11 protein-coding genes and 3 pseudogenes are annotated in these 18,144 nt (G+C 64.4%); 9 read left to right on the top strand and 5 right to left on the bottom strand.

The features are described 5' to 3' along the window. Positions 1-389: 389 nt before the first annotated feature. Positions 390-751, bottom strand: a pseudogene (locus AB0I79_RS43185) (transposase family protein); the annotation flags it as partial. A 777-nt stretch (positions 752-1,528) separates the two neighbouring features. Between AB0I79_RS43185 and AB0I79_RS43180 the strand changes: the two are divergent. The 4 genes from AB0I79_RS43180 to AB0I79_RS43165 all read left to right on the top strand — a co-directional run bounded on the left by AB0I79_RS43180 (position 1,529) and on the right by AB0I79_RS43165 (position 6,023). Continuing rightward, on the top strand, positions 1,529-1,759 hold the full coding sequence (locus AB0I79_RS43180) for a hypothetical protein (RefSeq protein WP_357886134.1): 231 nt from the start codon (positions 1,529-1,531) through the stop codon (positions 1,757-1,759). A gap of 421 nt (positions 1,760-2,180) precedes the next feature. Further along, a complete protein-coding gene (locus AB0I79_RS43175) occupies positions 2,181-2,876 on the top strand; it encodes an NUDIX hydrolase (RefSeq protein ID WP_357886132.1) in 696 nt (231 codons plus the stop codon). 7 nt (positions 2,877-2,883) lie between these two features. After that, positions 2,884-4,032 carry a 5'-methylthioadenosine/S-adenosylhomocysteine nucleosidase gene (locus AB0I79_RS43170; protein ID WP_357886130.1) on the top strand — a complete coding sequence of 383 codons (1,149 nt, stop codon included), beginning with the start codon at positions 2,884-2,886 and terminating at the stop codon, positions 4,030-4,032. Further along, on the top strand, positions 4,029-6,023 hold the full coding sequence (locus tag AB0I79_RS43165; RefSeq protein ID WP_357886128.1) for a hypothetical protein: 1,995 nt from the start codon (positions 4,029-4,031) through the stop codon (positions 6,021-6,023). Before AB0I79_RS43170 ends, AB0I79_RS43165 begins: the two co-directional genes overlap by 4 nt. Before the next feature lie 181 nt (positions 6,024-6,204). Here the strand turns inward: AB0I79_RS43165 and AB0I79_RS43160 are convergent, their stop codons facing one another. Beyond that, a complete protein-coding gene (locus AB0I79_RS43160; protein WP_357886126.1) occupies positions 6,205-10,059 on the bottom strand; it encodes an AAA domain-containing protein in 3,855 nt (1,284 codons plus the stop codon). 655 nt (positions 10,060-10,714) lie between these two features. Between AB0I79_RS43160 and AB0I79_RS43155 the strand changes: the two are divergent. The 3 genes and pseudogenes from AB0I79_RS43155 to AB0I79_RS43145 all read left to right on the top strand — a co-directional run. Next, a pseudogene (locus AB0I79_RS43155) lies at positions 10,715-11,047 on the top strand (transposase family protein); the annotation flags it as partial. Between the two features lie 182 nt (positions 11,048-11,229). Then, positions 11,230-11,862, top strand: a complete 633-nt coding sequence (locus AB0I79_RS43150; RefSeq protein ID WP_357886216.1) for an ISAs1 family transposase — start codon at positions 11,230-11,232, stop codon at positions 11,860-11,862. A 91-nt stretch (positions 11,863-11,953) separates the two neighbouring features. Beyond that, a complete protein-coding gene (locus AB0I79_RS43145; RefSeq protein ID WP_357886124.1) occupies positions 11,954-12,301 on the top strand; it encodes a beta/gamma crystallin domain-containing protein in 348 nt (115 codons plus the stop codon). Positions 12,302-12,490: 189 nt separating this feature from the next. Here AB0I79_RS43145 and AB0I79_RS43140 read toward each other — a convergent pair whose 3' ends face one another. Both AB0I79_RS43140 and AB0I79_RS43135 read right to left on the bottom strand, forming a co-directional pair. Beyond that, entirely contained in the window at positions 12,491-12,631 is a 141-nt protein-coding gene (locus tag AB0I79_RS43140) for a hypothetical protein (RefSeq protein ID WP_357886122.1), read from the bottom strand. Between the two features lie 684 nt (positions 12,632-13,315). Next, positions 13,316-14,269, bottom strand: a complete 954-nt coding sequence (locus AB0I79_RS43135; protein ID WP_357886120.1) for an HNH endonuclease — start codon at positions 14,267-14,269, stop codon at positions 13,316-13,318. An 81-nt stretch (positions 14,270-14,350) separates the two neighbouring features. On the opposite strand from AB0I79_RS43135, the gene AB0I79_RS43130 reads away from it, so the two are divergent. Then, positions 14,351-14,647, top strand: a complete 297-nt coding sequence (locus AB0I79_RS43130) for a hypothetical protein (protein WP_357886118.1) — start codon at positions 14,351-14,353, stop codon at positions 14,645-14,647. 598 nt (positions 14,648-15,245) lie between these two features. On the opposite strand, the gene AB0I79_RS43125 is transcribed toward AB0I79_RS43130, so the two are convergent. After that, positions 15,246-17,588, bottom strand: coding sequence for a restriction endonuclease (locus AB0I79_RS43125; protein WP_357886116.1), 2,343 nt, complete (start codon positions 17,586-17,588; stop codon positions 15,246-15,248). 237 nt (positions 17,589-17,825) lie between these two features. Between AB0I79_RS43125 and AB0I79_RS43120 the strand changes: the two are divergent. Next, positions 17,826-17,969: pseudogene (locus AB0I79_RS43120) on the top strand (IS5/IS1182 family transposase); the annotation flags it as partial. Between the last annotated feature and the right edge of the window lie 175 nt (positions 17,970-18,144).

Below are 18,144 nucleotides of genomic sequence, written 5' to 3'. Positions count from 1 at the left end.
AACGCCAACCGGATCACCGGTGTCCTCGAGGTCGCGGCGGCCGGCGCACAGGCCGACATGTGGACGGCCCTGGCTCAGGCGCTGACGCTGTTGTTGTCCAGGCCTTGTTAAAAAGACTAGGTCAAGGCTCGGGCGCCCTGCTCAAGGTGGCCGTGCGGGCGGCGGTGCTCGCTGGGGGCGCGTGACGATCTAGCGGGGCCGGCGGAACTGGCGGCACGCAAGGGCGCGAGCCTGCTTATCCATGGGGCGCGACGTCTACCCGAGGCACTCTCCGCCTGAGGTATCACCTCGGACCCTTGCTCGTGATCCATCGGAAGAGGGCAAGACTTGTGGAGCGGGGGTGGACGCTGGGGCGTATGCACGAATTTGAACGCGATAGGTGGTCGCGCGTCGTCCACCCCAATCACCGCCGGCACCGGACGCAGCGGCGGGGCAGGCGCAGTAACGGCCGGATCGCGCTCTGCCACGACAGCCCAACTCCCAGCGCGGCCAGCAGCCGAGACGCCGCCCGCCCGGCCAGTTCCCGTACGACCACCCCCACCTGCGTGGTCAAGGCGATCGTGCGGCGCTGATACGGCTCGGCCAGCCCGGGCAACGGCTCTCGGAAGGTCTGCCGCTCACACTCCACCCTCGCGCACCGCAATCGCCTAAACCGTAACCCCACCAGCACCCGCTGTCCGCCCAACGACAGGTCCGCTAACTGCCGATCCACATAACCGTGCACCCGCCCGGCTGCTCCGCAGCCGGGACACGCCACCGACCTGTCCCGGGGACGCGACATGTACCACGATTGCTCCGGGCCCAGCCTGAACGCCGTTGATGACCAGATCGGCCAGATACGGGAGTACCAGCCTGCAAGATCACTTACGTCATACCGGCGTCACGCTGGCACGGCACGCCGAGATGGCGATGGACCGACACGAGCTATCACTTTCCGTAACCATCGAAAGTGGACCAGAGCCGAAAACTGGACACACTCGAAGCGGATGCAGTTGGTTGGAGAGCCTTACGGCGTGACCAAACAGGCGCCCAAGTTCGGGGCCGGACTCGGGCGCTGTACTGGCCGTCCCAGCCGCAACAGCAGCCGCCGAGCCGTTCCGGGATGAAGGCGGTTCTGCGGACGTCGCCCGGCGCGATGGCGATCCAATTCGGGGGGCCCGTGATTTTGTACACCTGGAGTCGGATGCGGTGTTCTTGCGGCTCGGATTCCCATGGTTGCCAGGATGAGCCGTTTCCGGGTTCCACGGTGTACGTTCCTGGCTCCAGCAGATGGGGGAGCCGGTCATGGTGGTACTTCTGGCCGGAGTGGTCGGGGAGTGCCACCCGCGCCACCTTCGCGGTCAGCACAGTGTCGCATGCTGCACAGGCGAAAACGACCAAGCAGCCTCCTTCGTCGGGTATCTGACGATCATGGTGACGCAAATCCCGCCTCGCGCGGAAGCGCGGGTTGTGCGCGGGCGGGCGCGGCGAGGGATGGGGAGACTGTGTGAGCTTTGGTGGCTGGGCAGTGTGCGTTCACCACCGCAAGGTGAAAAACCAGCGCCTGGCCGCCGCCGGCTACGTCTGGGCCTTCTCCTCCCTGCGAGCACCCGGCCCCCGAGCCCACTACGACCGGCGACGCGACGAAGGCGACCGCCACTCCAGTGCGCTCCGCAACACCTTCAACCGGATGCTCGGCTGCCTGCACCACTGCCTGCACAAGGGCCAGACCTACGACGAGCACGCGGCCTTCCCACCGCGATCGAGAGCAACGGCTTGACGGCTAAGGCAGATCGGATGTCTGCGGCACCCGCTTTAGGAGAGCTCGAGTCGAAAGGCGTCCGGTTTCTCTGCTGACGGGTCATATGTGATTGTTGCTCGGCCTGCCTCGGCTCCTCAGCAAGGACGTCCTCGTTGTCCATCGCTGGGCGGGTGTTTACGCTGGTGAAAGCGATACTCCCGGAGGGAGCCTTGCAAGGCGGTCCCGCTCTTCAGATGCGGGTGCTTGTTCATATCCGGGCGTGACCGAGGCTGGCATCACTGCAGCCGTTCAGCCGTGGTGATTCGGCAGGCGGATCCATATCGGGTGGGCCGGTGACGGCTGCTCATGGCCGGCCCCGACACTCTACCTTGGCGCCAGACATTACTGTCCGTGCTTGAAGAGGGTTCCTGTCGATCTGACAATAACTTATGGTGTGCTCATGCCCGACGACCCATGGCAGCCGCCGCGCATCCTGCTCGCGGTCGACCTGGTGATCCTGACCTTGCGTGACGCGCGCCTGCACGTCTTGCTTGTGGAACGTGGGATCGACCCGTTTCTTGGAGCCCTCGCCCTACCGGGTGGTTTCCTGCGCGACGAGCACGAGGATCTCGAGGCGGCGGCGCGGCGGGAACTACTGGAGGAGGCGGACCTGTCCGACGTGCACGTGGAACCCATGGCCGTGTACGGCGAGCCAGGCCGCGACCCGCGCGGCCGCGTCGTGTCCGTCGCCTACCTGGCCATCGCACCCCGGCTGCCGGAGCCGGTCGCCGGTACCGATGCCGCCGACGCCTCATGGACCCCGGTGGACGACGCCCTGGCTCCGGGCACGAAGCTGGCGTTCGACCATCGCCGTATCGTCATCGACGGAGTAGAGCGCGCGCGTGTCAAGCTGGAGCGCACCGCCCTGGCCACTGCTTTTTGCGCCGAGTCCTTCACCATCTCGGAGCTCCAGCAGGTGTACGAGGCGGTTTGGGGCGTCCGTCTCGATCCCCGCAATTTCTACCGCAAGGTACAAGGCACCCGCGGCTTCATCGTCGCCGACGGCCCTATGCGCAAGACCTCGAACGGGCGGCCCGCCCGGCTCTTCAGGGCGGGCCCGGTCCATGTCCTCAATCCCCCGATGACTCGGCCTTAGGAGGTCGATGGTCATGATCGTGATCCTCACCGCGCTGGATCTGGAGTATCAGGCCGTCCGCAGGCACCTGAGCGACCCGCGCGTACACCGTCACACCGCCGGTACTCGCTTTGAGGTCGGCCGCCTCGCAGGCGACGGGCGCCAGGTGGCTCTGGGCCTGGTCGGCAAAGGCAACCATCCGTCCGCGGTGATCACCGAACGCGCGATCGCCGAGTTCTCGCCGTCGGCGCTGCTGTTCGTGGGGGTCGCCGGGGCGCTGTGGCCCGGTGTCGGCCTAGGCGACGTGGTGGTGGCCACGCACGTCTACGCCTACCACGGCGGCACCAGCGAGGACGACGGCCTCAAAGCTCGTCCGCGGGTCTGGGAGATCGATCACGAGACCGACCAGATCGCCCGCCACCTCTACCGCACCGGGGCCTGGGCACGTCACCTGCCTGCGGGAGCGGCTGCCCCCGAAGTGCGTTTCGGCCCGATCGCGGCCGGCGAGGTGGTCCAGGACTCCACGATCTCCGCCCACGCTCAATGGGTGCGCCACACCTACAACGACGCGCTCGCGATCGAGATGGAGGCCGCCGGCGTAGCGCAGGCCGCCCACCACAACAGAGCACTGCCCATGGCCGTGGTGCGCGGTATCAGCGACCGCGCGGACGGCACCAAGATTGAGACCGACGGTCTGAACTGGCAGCCGAAGGCGGTGGCCAACGCCGCCGCCTTCGCCGTGGCCCTCGCCCAGGAACTGGCCGTGGAGCACGACAACCGTCCCTCGATCAAGGCGAAAGAGGCGAGCAACATGTCTGACAACGTGAAGAACGTCGCCCGCGACAACGCCCGAGTGGGCGTGCAGGCGGGTCGCATCCACGGCAACGTCACCGTCGGACACCCTCCTCAGAGCCAAGCGGCCGACCCGATCAGCCAGCTCGCCGAGCTGCGCGACCGGCTTGCCCGGGCGCGCAAGGCTCAGGAGGTGGACGAGGACACCTTCACCGCGGCGCAGGAGGAGATCGTTGTCGCCGCCGAGTCGCTGGCGGAGAGCACCGAGGCGGGCAGGAGCAAGGCGATGGTCGCGCTCAAGAGACTCCGCGGGCTCCTGGCGGACGTGGCGGAGCTGGCCGCGCACGTGTCGGCCGTGATCGCGGTCATTCGGAGCGTCCTGTGAACGATTCCTCCTCTGGCCCGACCAACGTCGCCCAAGACTCGGCGAACGTCGCCGTCCAGGCGGAGGCCATCCACGGGCCGGTCAATATCTATCAGGTCGCGGCTACCCGTTCGGTCGAGGAGATCTTCCAGGCGGGGCTGAACTGTCTTCGCGCGGGAATGGCTCCGGAGGCACGCGAGCACCTCCGCGAGGCGGTGGTCGTGCGCAACTTCGTCAACGGCCGCTCCTGCTTCTACCTGCTGCTGGCCCTGCTCAGCGGACGGACCTTGCAGCAGCTGTCGCCGAACGAGATCGACATGTTGCGTTGCGTACGCGGTGCCGTCAAGGACGACGACGCCTGGGCCGACGCGATCAAGCTGGTCGACCACCTCCTGACGTCCCGGCCGCAGGAGAGCCGGGCTGCCGGAGTGGAGCAGGAGTTCCAGAAGCTGACCGACGAGCAGCGTAATGACCTCCTCCAGCACATGGAGATGTTCCTGGACAGTTCTGCCGAGGACGCTCTCTGGGCGCGCGCTTTCGAGGCGGCCAAGGACGACCGTTACGCGCTGAACCGGCTGGGTCGGGCCTGGAAGTTCTTCCAACCGGAGCCCATCGGCGCACGGGTACGGCCGGCGGACCCCGTCCTCGTCGGGCCCGGCGCCTGGACCGCGGTCACGGCGACCACCGCGCTGGCCTTGGTGACCGTCGGCTTTGTCGGCGCCGCGGCCTGGCAGCACAACGAGACGGTGGCGCTGTCCGCCCTGCTGACTCTCGCGGCCGGCTGCTACGTGAGCGTGCGCAGCGGTGTGGAGTGGCGGTGGAAGAAGGGGCGACGCCAGGCGAAGGACCGCGAGTATCTGCACAGGCCGGCCATCACCACGCGCGGTGACGGCTTCGCGAGGAAGATCGACCGGCAGTTCAGCCACTATTTCGCGCTGTACACCCCGCCCGACGCGGACAGGACCGGCTGGCTCTCGGAGACGGCAGGTGTCCGCCGGGCCTTGCGTGACGAGGTCGTCACCCTCTACCGGGAGAGCACGGTCAACGCCAAGCGTGTCGCCTGGCTCACCCGATACCTGGTCGCCGACGTCGCGCGGCGCTGGCAAGCGGGCAAGCTGTGGGACTACCGCAAGGAGTTGCGCGTCCGCCTGCTCCTGAAAGCGATGTGCGTGCTCGCCGCGATGGCGGCGGCCGGGGCTGGCGCCTTCCTGATCTGGAGCGGCGCGCACGTCAGGCCGTTCGTCGTGTTGCCGACCGCGCTTGTCGCCGTGGCTTCGGTGTGGTTCGCGGCGCGTCTGTGGCTGGGCATCGCCGCGGAGTACAAGAGGCACTTCGCCGACAAGGCCGAGAGGAAGGGCATGCTGGCCGGCCGTCAGGCGGCTTTCGACCGGTGGAAGCGCAAACTCGCCGACAGACCGGACGATCTAGAGATGGCCCGCTGGCTGGAGTGTGACCGCAAGGCACTGATGGAGCAGGCGATGACTCTCTACAGGCTGAAGCGGGAGGATGTTCTCGCCCACGCCTTCATCGAGGCGCCCGCCACACCCTTCTACGACAGGGCGCGCGTCGAGAACGGGCCATGGCGCTATTCGAAGTACAAGATCCTGCTCTTCCTGCTCACCAAGGACGGTGTGCGGCAATTGACCATGCGCCTCGACTTCCAGAAGGCGACCTTCCCCATCCGGGCGCGCACCAACTACCGCTACGACGCGTTCACCTCTGTCCAGGTGGCCGAGACCGACACCGGGGAGAACGTCTTCGAGCTGACACTGACCAACGGCGACCCGATCAAAGTGAAGGTGACCGATCCGCCCACAGATGTCACCGAGACTGAGGACAAGGATCCGCAAGGCGCGTCACAGGTAACCCTCGGCACGGCGGGGATTTGGAATGCCCTGCACGTCCTGGAGGGGGTCGCCGCGGAGGGCAAGCAGTGGATCGCCTTCGAACGTCAACGTGAGAAAGTCCCTCTCGCGGAGGTGAGCAAGGCCGTGAACGCCATCTTCGCCTGACGAACATGACGATCGGGTGAACCACCGGCGGGCGGATCTGCTGCTGCCAATCCCTCCATGCTCTGGAAGGAATCTCTGCCGAGGGGAAGGGATGGGGCGAACAGCAAGATCCACGAACGAGGAATATCTCGGCCGCCTTGCACGATCCGAATGATTGAGTTGTCGCAGGGCGCCGAAGGTATTACGCCAGACGGTTCCAGTCGACGGTGCTCGGATCCTTACCCAGCTTCCAGTCCTGCAGGGCGGTCACGACAGATAGTTCTCCGCTCTCGGTGAATTCGGTGAGCGTAGAGAAGAATCGGTGCTTCGACCACTCCTTATAGTCTCCGATGACCACCAGTCGGCGCCGGGCACGAGTGACCGCGACATTGAGGAGATTCGGGGACTTGGCCGCCCAATCACGGGTGCCGCGCTGTGGTCCTCCAGCGCCCAGCACAAGGATGACGACGTCGGCTTCTTTACCCTGCGTGGTGTGTACGGTTCCCACTCGCTTCGACTCGGGTGGGAGCCGTACCCCGATGATGTCGTTCAGTCCACGCACCACGTCACGAAAGGGGCTCACTACGAAAACACGTTCGGCTACTCGCCGCTTGACCTCCGCGACCCAGTTTCTCTCGTTCTTGGCCCATGCGGGTGCCTCACGACTTTTTGTCACTTCCTCCTGCATCGCCTGGATAGTTCGCTCTCGTACGGTATTGATGGTGGCGAGGGCGTACTTGCCTTCGAGAGGATTCCATTTGGAGTCGCTCCCGGACGATCCGACATCGATCCATACGTGACGCTCGACAATGGCAAAGCTGGTCGTGCGGTCGACGCCGAAGACCATCATGTTGTCGTAGGCGATTCGGTTGCTGATCTCGAACATCAGCCGGTCGCAGCGGCGATGTACACGCAACGGTGACCCGACCCACGTCGGGCCTGATCCGTCTGCCGCGGGGAGCCAGGTGCCGAACCTGTTGAGGCGGTCGGCGACGGTCTGCACCGACGCCCCCGACGGTGCCCACCCGGAGTCGACACCGAAGTGACGACATAGCCGCTTTTGCGCAGTCCAGGGGAGTGTCACCACTGGTTCGAGTTGGAGAGGGTCGCCTACGACAATCGCGCGGCGGGCCCGCCACAATGCGCCAACCGCCTCCTGCGGGGAGGCTTGTCCCGCCTCGTCGATGAAGAGCCAGCCAAGAGACTCGTGTTCGATGCCTTTGAACATCCGCGCTATCGAGGCAAACGTCGTGGACACGACCGGGACGACGAAGAACAGCAGCCGCCAAGCCGCCAGTACGATCGGTGGATCAAGATCGGCCGGACAGGCCCCTCTCACCACGTCCATAACCGCGTCGAGGCTGCGCCTGACGAGCGCGGGCTCCGAAGCGAGCACGGCCCGGTGAAGATCGAGCGCCGCCAGGAAAAGCCGTGAGCGAGCTGCTGCGAGCTCAGGATCCATCCAGGGCGCGGACCTTTCGCGTGTCCGCATCGCCTCCCGGTCATCGGCCGACGCGGTCCATTCATCGCCGGGCACCGCGTTCTTCCATCGTTCGCGAGCCTCACGGAGCATGAGGTCCTCTTTGGCAAGTTCGGCTTGCCGCTGAGCCCGGTCCTTCTCGGTGGACGCGAGAGAGGCGGTGATCCTGTCGATCTTCTGGTGAATGCCGTCGGTGAGCAGCTGACGCGTTCGCAGCTCAGCGGCAATGGCCTGGAGCCGGCTCTGGGCCGTCCGCAATTCACCGGTCCTTGCCCAGTAGGCGGCATCGGCGGCCCGAGCCCGCGTGTCTGCGTCGGCGAGCGCCGCCATATAAGGGATACGCTCTCTCTCCCATGATTGAGTCGCCGTACGCGACATCATCCGGCGGAAGAACCCCGGGCGGTTGCGGTCATGCTGATGGAGGAACGACTCAGCGATACCCACTGCTCGATTCGCATGTTCGAGCTGGGCACCGGCCGAGTCGGCGGCGGCACGAGCCTCTTGAACGGCCTGCTCCTGCCGCCGGCACCCGTCGGCATGGCGTGCCAACTCGTGCCGCTGGTCGTAAAGTTCCGCCTCCAGCGTATGGAGCTGCTCCGCGGCATTTTGAGCCGTACGCTCGAGAGCTTGAAGATGCGCATCGGGACCGGCCGCCCGGCGGTGAATCGCGGCTACCGATTCACGCGCCGTGGTCAACCTCCGCACCTCCGACCGCGCCCGGTTGAAACGCGTGACGGCCTCCCGCCAGCTCATGTCGCCCAAGGGAGAAGGCTCCGGAGAGCCCTTCTCGTTCGGCAAGATGGTGTCCTGAGCGGTGAGTAGATCGCGGAGCCCCTTCACGTCACCACGCTGAGCCTCCTCCGTGGAGCCCTTCGCGGCCGGCCGTCCGCGTGATGAACCCCACCAGAATCGATCAACAAACTCCGATCGAAAGCTTCGACGTCCAAGCCTGGCCGCGATGGCACCCCAACAAGGATTCTCGGTGAGAAGCGTTGCCGGGCCCGCCAGATAGTTCGCGTTGGAGAATTCGTCTTGAGCGATAGCCTTGATGCCGGGTACTTCCAGGGTGATGTTCTCCACGGCGCCGTTGTTGGACGACGCGACGACGATCTCGAACCCTTCGAGAGAAGCAACCAGGGGCCGGAGCTCACGTCTGCGCTTGTTGCCGGACGCGTCCTCGGTCTGCCAGGTCTTCGAGGTCCTCATGAACGCGTCGCCGGGATTCTTAAGTTTGGCCAGTTCTTCAGCCCGTGCGACGACGATGGCCGCGATCAGGTCACGTAGCATCGTTGTCTTGCCCGTACCTGGAGGCCCGTTCACCGCATAGATACCCCGACCCTGCGGGTGGCCCAGTTCCTGCCAGATCTGGTTGATCGCGAACTGCTGGCTGAGAGCGAGCGGTTGCGCCGTCGGGCCGGGCCACCGGCCTGCCGGGGCTCTGAACGGAGAGATCGCGTTCAGCACCTCATGCGGCTCCCGGCGGAGGTCGATTCGCCGATCAGTGGCAATGGAACCGTCATCGCGAAGGTACTCGGCCAGCGGGATACTGATTCGTCCGGACTTGATCTCGGAACTGATCCGTTGCAGGTCATCGGCATAAAAGCTGTTGAGAAACTCGTCTCCTTGGGCGTCGTCGGCGCGCTTGAGGGATACCTGGTAGCTCTTGACGCGAATATTCACCGGCTCCAGCGCGTCGAGCAGTTGTAGCTCCTCCGCCAGCCAACGCGTCATCGCGACGAGATCGCTCAGCGTCAGCGGCCGAGCCCCGACTCCGGCCGGTAGGACGTTCGCGGAGGGCTCGCTTTCCGATGGGTCGCCGTCCGCACTGCCATCATCGCCCGCAAGACGACCGGCGATCGCGTTCACCGCTGCCGACGTGATGTGATCGCCGACCTTCTCGACCGCTGTGGAGGCGAGCGTTCCCGCGACTGGTCCGCCGCCTGCCTTGACCGCTGCCGATAGGCTCTGGACCGCCACCGACCCCACCGTGTCCAGCGCCAGGCGGACAGCCGTGCCGAAGACCCGGCGGAACGGGTCGTCGGCCGCTGGATTGTCGATCGGTTCGGTCTGAACGCGGTCGTCCCCGACTTCCAGCAAGACTCCAAGAATCTGCCGTTCAGCCTGATCGAAGCCCTCCAGCCAGTCGGCGGAATGCGGGCCGACGGTGAGTGTTCTGCTCACTGCCCATGCGCAGGACGACAGTGCCGGGCTCTCCTTGAGCAACTGGCCCGTCTCGTCCACCGTGAAGCTGACGATGGCGCTCTGCCCACCGATACGACCGTCGAAGTCCTGTTCGTCTTCAGGTGCACGAAACACGTTCTGCAGTAGGTCCCTGACCTTCGTCATCTCATAAACGCCGAGGTAGACGGTGTGCCGCCAGACGAAGTTCTGCCTCGGGGCCGGTAGAGCGCTCTTTGCCTCCCATGGCAGAGGGCGGTGCGGTCCTGCCGCGTAGACGTGTTTTCTAGAGTCGACCCGGTCCACCCGCGGCGGGCTGAAGTACTCGATGGTCCGCCAGAAGCGCAGGATCTCCGTCTGCCGCTGCTTCTCGGAGGCCCGGTGCATCTGCCGCTCCACCTCATTCTCGTGACGTAAGCATCAAACTGCAGGTGCGAGTGAGGAAGGGGCTCCGTGGTCCCTTGCCAAGGAGCAGTAACCTTAACTGATCTTTTGGTTCCGAGGAGGCGCTATGCGGTAGCAAGCTGGTCGAGCAGATTGGCGACCTCGTTCCACTTGGCTGCGGCCTCGTGCGGAGGACAGCCTCGCGGAGGTCGTCACGGACGTCATGCTTGACTAGGCGGGTGACTTCACACTGAGGAGGCAGTTAGCGGGCTGTGATGTCAGGACAATGCGCGAGACGATCCATAAATGATCAGTAAGCATTATCGACAGTGCCCTTCAGCCGGCCCCGATGCACCTCTTCAGGTATGGAGCCGGTGTCGGTCGATGAGGTCCTCGCGCTCCCGACCACCCGGCTCGTGTAGTGACGCCGAAGTCAACGGTCGTGAAGGCCTCAGCGCAGACCTCCGAAGGCCGCGATGTGGTCACTCCACGGTCTGACGTCTACGAGGACGGGTCCTGTACGGACGCTGGCGTGGCCGGGAAGCGCCACCCGCACCACCCTCGCGGTCGCCACGGCGCCGCACCCTGTACAAGTGAGGAGCATGCTCACGGTGTGACGAAGCTGGGCCCACTACCCTAGCCAGTCGATCAAGAACAGGGGCCGCGTTCGGTGCCATCATCCCCGATCGACGTGCTCTCCTGCCACTTGGAGCACGTCACCCTCACCGACCCCGCCTCCGACCTGCCCACCCTGGCCGAGGTGCTGGATGCCGTACCCGACCCACGCCACCGCCGAGGACGTTGGTACCGGCTCGGCCCGCTGCTCGCGTTATCCCTGCTCGCCGTCCTCGGCGGAGCGACATCCATGGCGAAGATCACCCGGTTCATCACCGGATACGACCCCGGCCTGCGCACCCAGCTCGGACTTCCGGCCACCACCCGGCTGGCCGCCGGCACCCTCGGGCGGCTGCTGGCCCGCCTGGACGGCGACGCCTTCGACGCTGCGACCTGCGCCTACCTCGCGCGATCACTACCGGCCACTCGCCGGAAACGCCCCCCAGACGATCACCGCGGCCAAATCACCCCTGCTCGGCCTGGCTGTGGACGGCAAGACTCTGCGTGGCAGCCGTACCGGCGACAGTGTCACTCACCTGCTGGCCGCCGGGCGTGCACGACACCCAGGCCGTGCACGCCCGGCAGATCGTCTCCGCCGGCGGCCACTACCTGTTCATCGTCAAGGCCAACCAGTCCACGCTCCACCGCAGGCTCAAGGCGCTGCCCTGGCGCGAAGCGATCCTCAACGACCGCACCGACGAGACCGCACGCGGCCGCCGCGAGATCCGCCGCATAAAGATCTGCACCACCCGCCTCCGCCTGCCCTTTCCCCGCGCCGCCCAGGCCATCCAGGTCAAACGCCACCGCACCGACCTCGAGACCGGCAAGACCACCATCGTCACGATCCACGCCGTCACCAGCCTGCCACCGGGCCGCATCACCCACGCCCGGCTCGCCACGCTGATCCGCGGGCACTGGAGCATCGAGGCCCTGCACCACATCCGCGACGTCACCTACCGCGAAGACGCCTGCAAGGTCCGCACCGGCGCTGCCCCGGATCCTGGCCGGCCTGCGCAACCTGGCCATCGGCCTGACCCGCCTCATCGGCTGGACCAACAGCACCGCCGCCACCGACCACTACCGCAGCCACCCTGCCGACAGCCTTCAGCTACTCGGTCTCACCACATGAGAACGCTTCGGCCCTGCTTCGGACCTGGCGACCAAACCCCGTGGTCAGCACGCAGAACACCGGGAAGCAGATGAAAAGTGGACACCGCAATGGACTGTCAGAGCCGCACCGAACATGCACATCATAGCCATGACGCAACCGGCGAAAGCCCCGAGAGAAGAGGCTATGAAATCATCGCTCCGCGGCACTTTGGCTGCAGCGACGGCTGCACTGGCCATCATGGTGACGACCGCAACCCCGGCATACGCCATTAACGGGGTGCCGTGTCCCCCCCTCGAAAGGTCCGAATTCCTCGAGATCCAAAACGACGGCCGACTTTGCTTCGCAAACGGCGGAATCGCGCAGGTGGCCATCTATGGCGTGAAATTCATATCGACCGGAAACAACAGAGTCCGCTTTTCGTTCCAGCGCCAGATCGGAGGCATCGTGGAATGGGGCCAGATCGACTACAAGTGGGTAGCTTACGTCTACAATCCGCCGCTCCATCAGATCACATCAATCCAAATCTATTAGTTGGTGAGCTTGTGTAGAGGCGGTGTGCTCGCCGCCGCCCGCGGCGGCGAGCACACGCCTTCTCCGACCAGGCGCGGCTCACCCCCACCGCCCCGCGAGCATCTGGCACACTCCGACCGCGCTGCGGCCACCGGCACCATCACCCTCAGGTAAGAGGGAGCCGGGTGGCGGCCGCCCCGCGCCTGTCGGTCAGCGGTAGCCGCCGTGGGCGTACCAGTTCAGACAGGCGACGCACAGCAACGTCGAACCCTGCTGCACCTCGACGGCGTGGTCGTCGTAGACCTTGCGCGCGTGCGTGAACGCCCCTGGGTCCCGGGGCGCGACCGGCATGCACCGGGGTGTCGATCGGGGATGATGGCACGCGAACGCGGCCCCTGTTCTTGATCGACTGGCTGGACACCGACGATCATGAGGGGTCGCGTTTGTCATCTCCGCACCTGGGCGCCCTACTTGCCCGCCGGGCGCAGGGGTGCAGCAGTCTCACCAATCGAGAACGCAACGGCCCTGACTCAACCCCAGTCCAGCCAGGCAGAGTCTGTGCTGCCGCCGGAGGCTTCGCAGGCGCTTGCGCCAGAGCCTTCGTCGCAACCAACGCCGGAACGTTCCACGGCGGGATACGGCGAGGGAATGTACAAGGTGGGAAGCGAAATCGAACCAGGTACGTATCGTACGGCTGGCGGTGGACGTTGCTGCTATTCTCGGCTCAGAGATGCGACTGGGGGAATCGGCAGCATTATCGCCAACGACAACCTGCGGGGACAGGGCTTTGTGACCCTCATGGAATCCGACGCCTACATCAATTTCAGTGGCACCTGTACGTGGGCGAAAGGCTGATCTGCTGGCCTTGTGACGGCATCGCTGCTGCCAGCACTCAGGGTCAAGCTCGTGGCCGATCGGGTGATGGACCGTTTTGGCCCACGGCATTCGGCCGGGGTCTGCTCAACGACGCCATACTCGACAACCCGGGCGCCGTTGCACCACGCTGTACCCGTATGCGACAGTTCGGGCGTGCCTCTACGTTGTGAGGAACACCTCGTTCAAATGCCATTCCAGGAAAGCTCGGCTGGGGCGGTTGGATACGTTGGAAGGCATGGTGACCATACTTCCTGCATGTCGGTAGAGATCGTCGCCGTCGCCGAACTCTTCGCGTAAGCGCGGGCTCACAAGTAGCCGGTAGTCCGTACCGATCGCGAGATATCCGTGATCGAACAGGATGTGCATGTCCGAACGCAGCAGGATGCCGTTGTCCAGTCGGTGTTCGCCTCCGCGTGTCACTGGTCGGATGTGGGCTGCTTGTAGTACTGGTCGGATGGTCGAGCCGGTGATGGCGCAGCGTCCCTCATAGGCGTTGAGGACCACAGCTTTGAAGGCTCGCTGGCCAAGACGGCGGGGGGTCAAGCGGGGGTCCCCAAAGACGGGGCCTTCGAGCCGCCATGGTTGTGACACGTCGGTGGTGTCGTTTCCGAGCAGGCGGGTCATGAGGTCGGTGAAGTAGTCGGTGTAAGGAGGGGTGGCCATGTCGTAGCCCTTGCCCTGAACGATGTTGGGGGCGAAGTCAGGGGGTGGGCCCGCTGGAAGCTCGAAGAATCGAGTGTCCCGGAGCAGGACGCAGCCGATGATTGGGTCCTCACCTGCTTCTATGGGACTTTGACGATACTTGCTGATCCTCTCCCTCATCTGCTCCTGATGGTCGGCGCCGTTGGCCTCGCCGAAGGTCTCCCATGCCTCGGACAGGGAAAATGGCTGGAAGGTTTCGAAGATGCCACCGCCGACTACCTGGTTGTACGGGAAGCCGTTGACCGGGTTCCTGCCCGGATGGTGGGTCTTGAAGAAGAACGGCTCGCCGGGATGCAGTGCGCGGAAGTTCGTGCTGCCCGAGGGACGCCAGAAGTTGGCCTCCGTCATGGTCGGGCGCGCCGACATGAATCGATACCAGTCGCCGTCGGTGACTCCGACATATGCCTTCACGTACGGAGTTTTGCAGCTCGAAGATCGTTGCTGCTAGTGGATATGCCTGAAGAAGGTTGGCCGGTCGTCTTATAGGTACTGATGTCCGGTTCTCTGGATGCATCGCCACCTGTCTTCCTGCTGCAGGCGATGGCCGATCGGGTGATCGCGGTGCTCCGTGATGAACCCATCGGCAAGCAGTGCCGGCCGTGCCCGCCGGTACTGGTGGTGATCGAAGAGGCGCGCACGTTCGTCTGCCGGGCCAGCGCGGGGCGAATGCGCGCTGCTGGACCAGTTGCAAGTCAGCAGTCGTTGTGGCCGCAAGCGCTAACAGGCCTGGCGTTCGTGTGGCAGCAGCCTGAGCATGGGCCGGAGAGTTGCCCGGGGGACGTGGAGTGACGCGGTGGGGGACGCGCTTCTTTGGTGCGATCGCCAGTGGCGTTCGTCTAATGTCCGGGTGGCCGTAGCGGGTGCCGGAGGCCGGGATGGCGGATAATCGGGGTCTGAGCTGCGGAAACGCTATCAAGATCATCCCGTGCATGTCCCCTGATCATGGTCTTACGGTTGCATGCGGGCACCGCCTGCTGCCTACCAAGGACACAAAACAAAAGACCTGCGGCTGTGAAACCGCAGGTCAGGGGCCTGAAATGCCGATCTAGGTGAGTGCCCCCGGCAGGATTCGAACCTGCGGCACCCGCTTTAGGAGAGCGCGGGTGGAGACACCAATCTATATGGAATGACCTGCTGAAACGCGGTGACGGACGTATATGAGCCGCTTGATCATCCCGCGCATGTCCCCGAACGGCGGACTACTACGGTCCGCCATCCTGCGCAGATCTACGTGAGCGAATGCAGAAGGCGCTCCAGTTCACCAGGCCGTCGCCTTCGACCGATGATGCGTAGCCCGCTCGCCACCTGGACTACGGCCGGCTGCACTGCGGCCAGAGATCTGTGATTTGGCCGTCACAAGTTTACCGTACGTGATCAAGCAGCAGAGTTATCGACTGTCTGGCGCGGGTCCTCTGTCGTCGGAAGTTCCGCTGTTGGATGAGGCGGTGGAGTACCTGGCGCCGTGATCCGTTCGCACGGAATCGTCAGCGGTGGCTGTCACGTCCTCATTTTCTATGAGGCCAAGTTCCCGTGCCCGTTGTTTGGCCGCGCTGTAGCCTTCGAACCTCCGGACCCGCTTGGGGTTTCGTTCGACATAGTCGACGATGTCCTCCCATTCGGCGTCGACGCCCGCTGGCTCTCCTGGCCCCAGCATCTGCGCGATCCACTGCTCGACGGTCGCCTTCAGGGTGCGTTTGATGCGCTTGCGTGTCCTTTTCCGCACGTGGCCGTATAGGTCGTACGTATCGATTAGCTGCTGCGCGTGGTGGGCGCCGTACCAGTGGGTGCTGCTGTCGTACAGCCAGTCATCGAGCTGCTTGCGGAGCTTGTCCACGGATGTGTGCACCTTGGGCACATCCATGTCCGCGTAGTGGAACATCAGCCCGATCGAGATGTAGTCGCAGAGCGATTCCACCGAGGAGAGTTCCCAGTCAGAGAGGTCGAGCAACCCGAGTCGTAGCACACGGTCGGCGACCGCGTTCGCCGCCTGCTCCAGTTCGTAGTAATGGGCCATCTGCAGCGCCTGAACGGCACGTATGACCAGTTCCTCCTCTTCGAGGAGATCGTCGAGGAGCCGGGAGAACGTGGTCGCGGGCCGCTCGAAGGTACGGATACAGGCTGCCGCGAGTTCCTCCACATGAGCGGTGAGAAAGTCAGGCCGGGGGGTGACGTACCGCGTGTCCTGGAGGTGATATATCGCCTGCACCTGTTCGAAGTGCCGGGCGCTCAGGAGGAGAGCGCGCACGATCCTGTAGTCCTCCTTGACGAAGGATCTCATGTAGTCCCGGATGGACGGGTTATGAAATTCGATGAGCGCCGAGTACGGAGTGTGCTCAGGCGGAACGGGCCTCACCATGGTGCCCTGGAGAACCTTGAGCGATTTCCTGAATGCCTGATAGTCCCAATGTTCTCCGAGAGCCTCCACGAACACCTGCACCGCGTTCTCGAGCTCTATCTGCACCACGGGCTGTTCCAGCACGAGCAGCACAGACAGGATGTGGGCGCAGGTCGGATCTACCTGGTTATGGATGATGTGTTCCCACAACGTCTCAGGGTGGCTCAGTGCTCTAATCATCCGGTGGGCCGCAACCGATCCGTCCTCGTCCTGTGACGCCGACACGGCCAGACTCTGCTGGACCATCCGCGGATTGAAGTTACGGTGCCCAACGATGCGGTGGTACGCCTTTCCTTGGCGGAATGCGTGCCGATCGCTCGCGGCGAGCCCCGAGAAGTACAGATGGTTGTGCAGGATGCTCTCCTGGACCTCAAGTGGATAGCTGTCCACAGACAGGACGCACTGCCATGGGCTGAAGTCCTCCTGATGCAGGCGCGCGTAGGTGAGCCGAGCCTGCTCCAGCAGATATTCCCGGGTTGTGAGCACGAACCGTTTATTCTCGGACCGGCGTACTCGGTGCAGCATCTTCAGCAGCCGGACGTCCTCGTTCTTGCTCAGAGGCTCACGCAACGTGGTCTGGCCGAGAAAGTCGTCATAGTAGAAAAGCTGGTGTTCGTCGTCATCCCAGACCGCGTCGATCTCGTCCACGTCACGGGATATCTCGAAGACGGAGAAACCGGCCTGCAGGTGAATCGTCACCAGCATGAGTGCGAGCGTTGTCTTGCCGATCCCTGGAATCCCTGAGATCAGACATACGTGGCGATCGTTCAGGATCGACAAGGCCCGAGTCAGGCTGTCGTTGATGGCGTAGGTTCTCGCCGACTCCACAGCGTCCTCGATCAGGCGCGAGGAGCGTTGCAGCGCGTCACGGTTGAGCAGGGACCGCAGGACGTTCGTGCCGCTGAGCCAGAGCCGGAAGTTCCTTTCCACGAGAGCAGGGTCGTTACGCAACTCGGCCACGATCTCGTCCAGCCCGTAAATGTCACCCGGGCCATGGGCGTAGGGATGGAGCAGGACGGCAAGTTTGTCCTTGGCCATCTTCGACAAGCGCACCGTGGTCGCGAGAATGTACCGCTTGGGTCTAAGGGCGCGAATCTTGACTAGCTCGGACTTCTCCATGTGTCTGATGAGGTCCGAGGAACTCGACGCCATGCGATGCTTGCACTGAATGACGATTTCCGCGCTACCTGGCGCGCTCTCGTAGCGCAGGTCGACGCCCGCGTCGGGTCCGGGACCAAACTTCTCCAGCCGAACTCCCAGCTTGGACCCGAACAGGTCCTGGCACAGGACCTCGAAATCGACGTCCGTGAGACGGGCGAGATCGAACGAGTCCACTTGTCTCCTAGACGAGATGCACGCGCACACGCGAAGTCCGCAGGGCCTCCGAGGGATGGAGCTTTCACCTACCGCTGTGTAATTTTACGCCAACTAATGGCGGAGTTTTCGCCTATGGTGTGATCCGCGGGTCGCGGCGTGGTCTGTTATCGCGTAGTGGCGATCGCGTGCTGGCCAGTAAAGCTCGGTCTGCCAGCCGAGCGGATACGGAGTGTCCTCGTCCGGATCAAGCCCAGCCACCGGTGGGTGGTGGAGCGCACCGTCTCCGGGCTAGCCGGCTGCCGCCGCTTACATCGTCGCTACGAACGCCGAGCTAACCACTTCGCGTCCTTCGTCGCAATTGCCGCAGCCCTCATTTGCTACCGCCGACTCACCAAATGAGACGTCGTCTTAGGAGAGCGTGAACTAAACTGCATGCTCACCCACTCTGACCTGCAGGGACGCCTCGTGCGGTCCTTACACGTTGCCTGATCATCCCGCGCATGTCCCGCACGAGCGCGTGGGCACCGTCCTCCGGCGGCAATGCCTACGAAGCAGCCCTCTGGCGCAGGACGTC

The sequence above is a fragment of the Nonomuraea sp. NPDC050202 genome (assembly GCF_040656115.1).
Classification (GTDB): Bacteria; Actinomycetota; Actinomycetes; order Streptosporangiales; family Streptosporangiaceae; genus Nonomuraea.
Note: the sequence above shows the minus strand (reverse complement) of the source record. Positions and strands in the feature narration are given on the sequence as shown.

What these genes read in the sequence shown, in the direction of transcription:
- AB0I79_RS43175 (WP_357886132.1), top strand. Translation starts at nt 2,181, where the DNA reads ATGCCCGACGACCCATGGCAGCCGCCGCGCATCCTGCTCGCGGTCGAC.
- AB0I79_RS43170 (WP_357886130.1), top strand. Translation starts at nt 2,884, where the DNA reads ATGGTCATGATCGTGATCCTCACCGCGCTGGATCTGGAGTATCAGGCC.
- AB0I79_RS43145 (WP_357886124.1), top strand. Translation starts at nt 11,954, where the DNA reads ATGAAATCATCGCTCCGCGGCACTTTGGCTGCAGCGACGGCTGCACTG.
- AB0I79_RS43140 (WP_357886122.1), bottom strand. Translation starts at nt 12,631, where the DNA reads ATGCCGGTCGCGCCCCGGGACCCAGGGGCGTTCACGCACGCGCGCAAG.
- AB0I79_RS43130 (WP_357886118.1), top strand. Translation starts at nt 14,351, where the DNA reads ATGTCCGGTTCTCTGGATGCATCGCCACCTGTCTTCCTGCTGCAGGCG.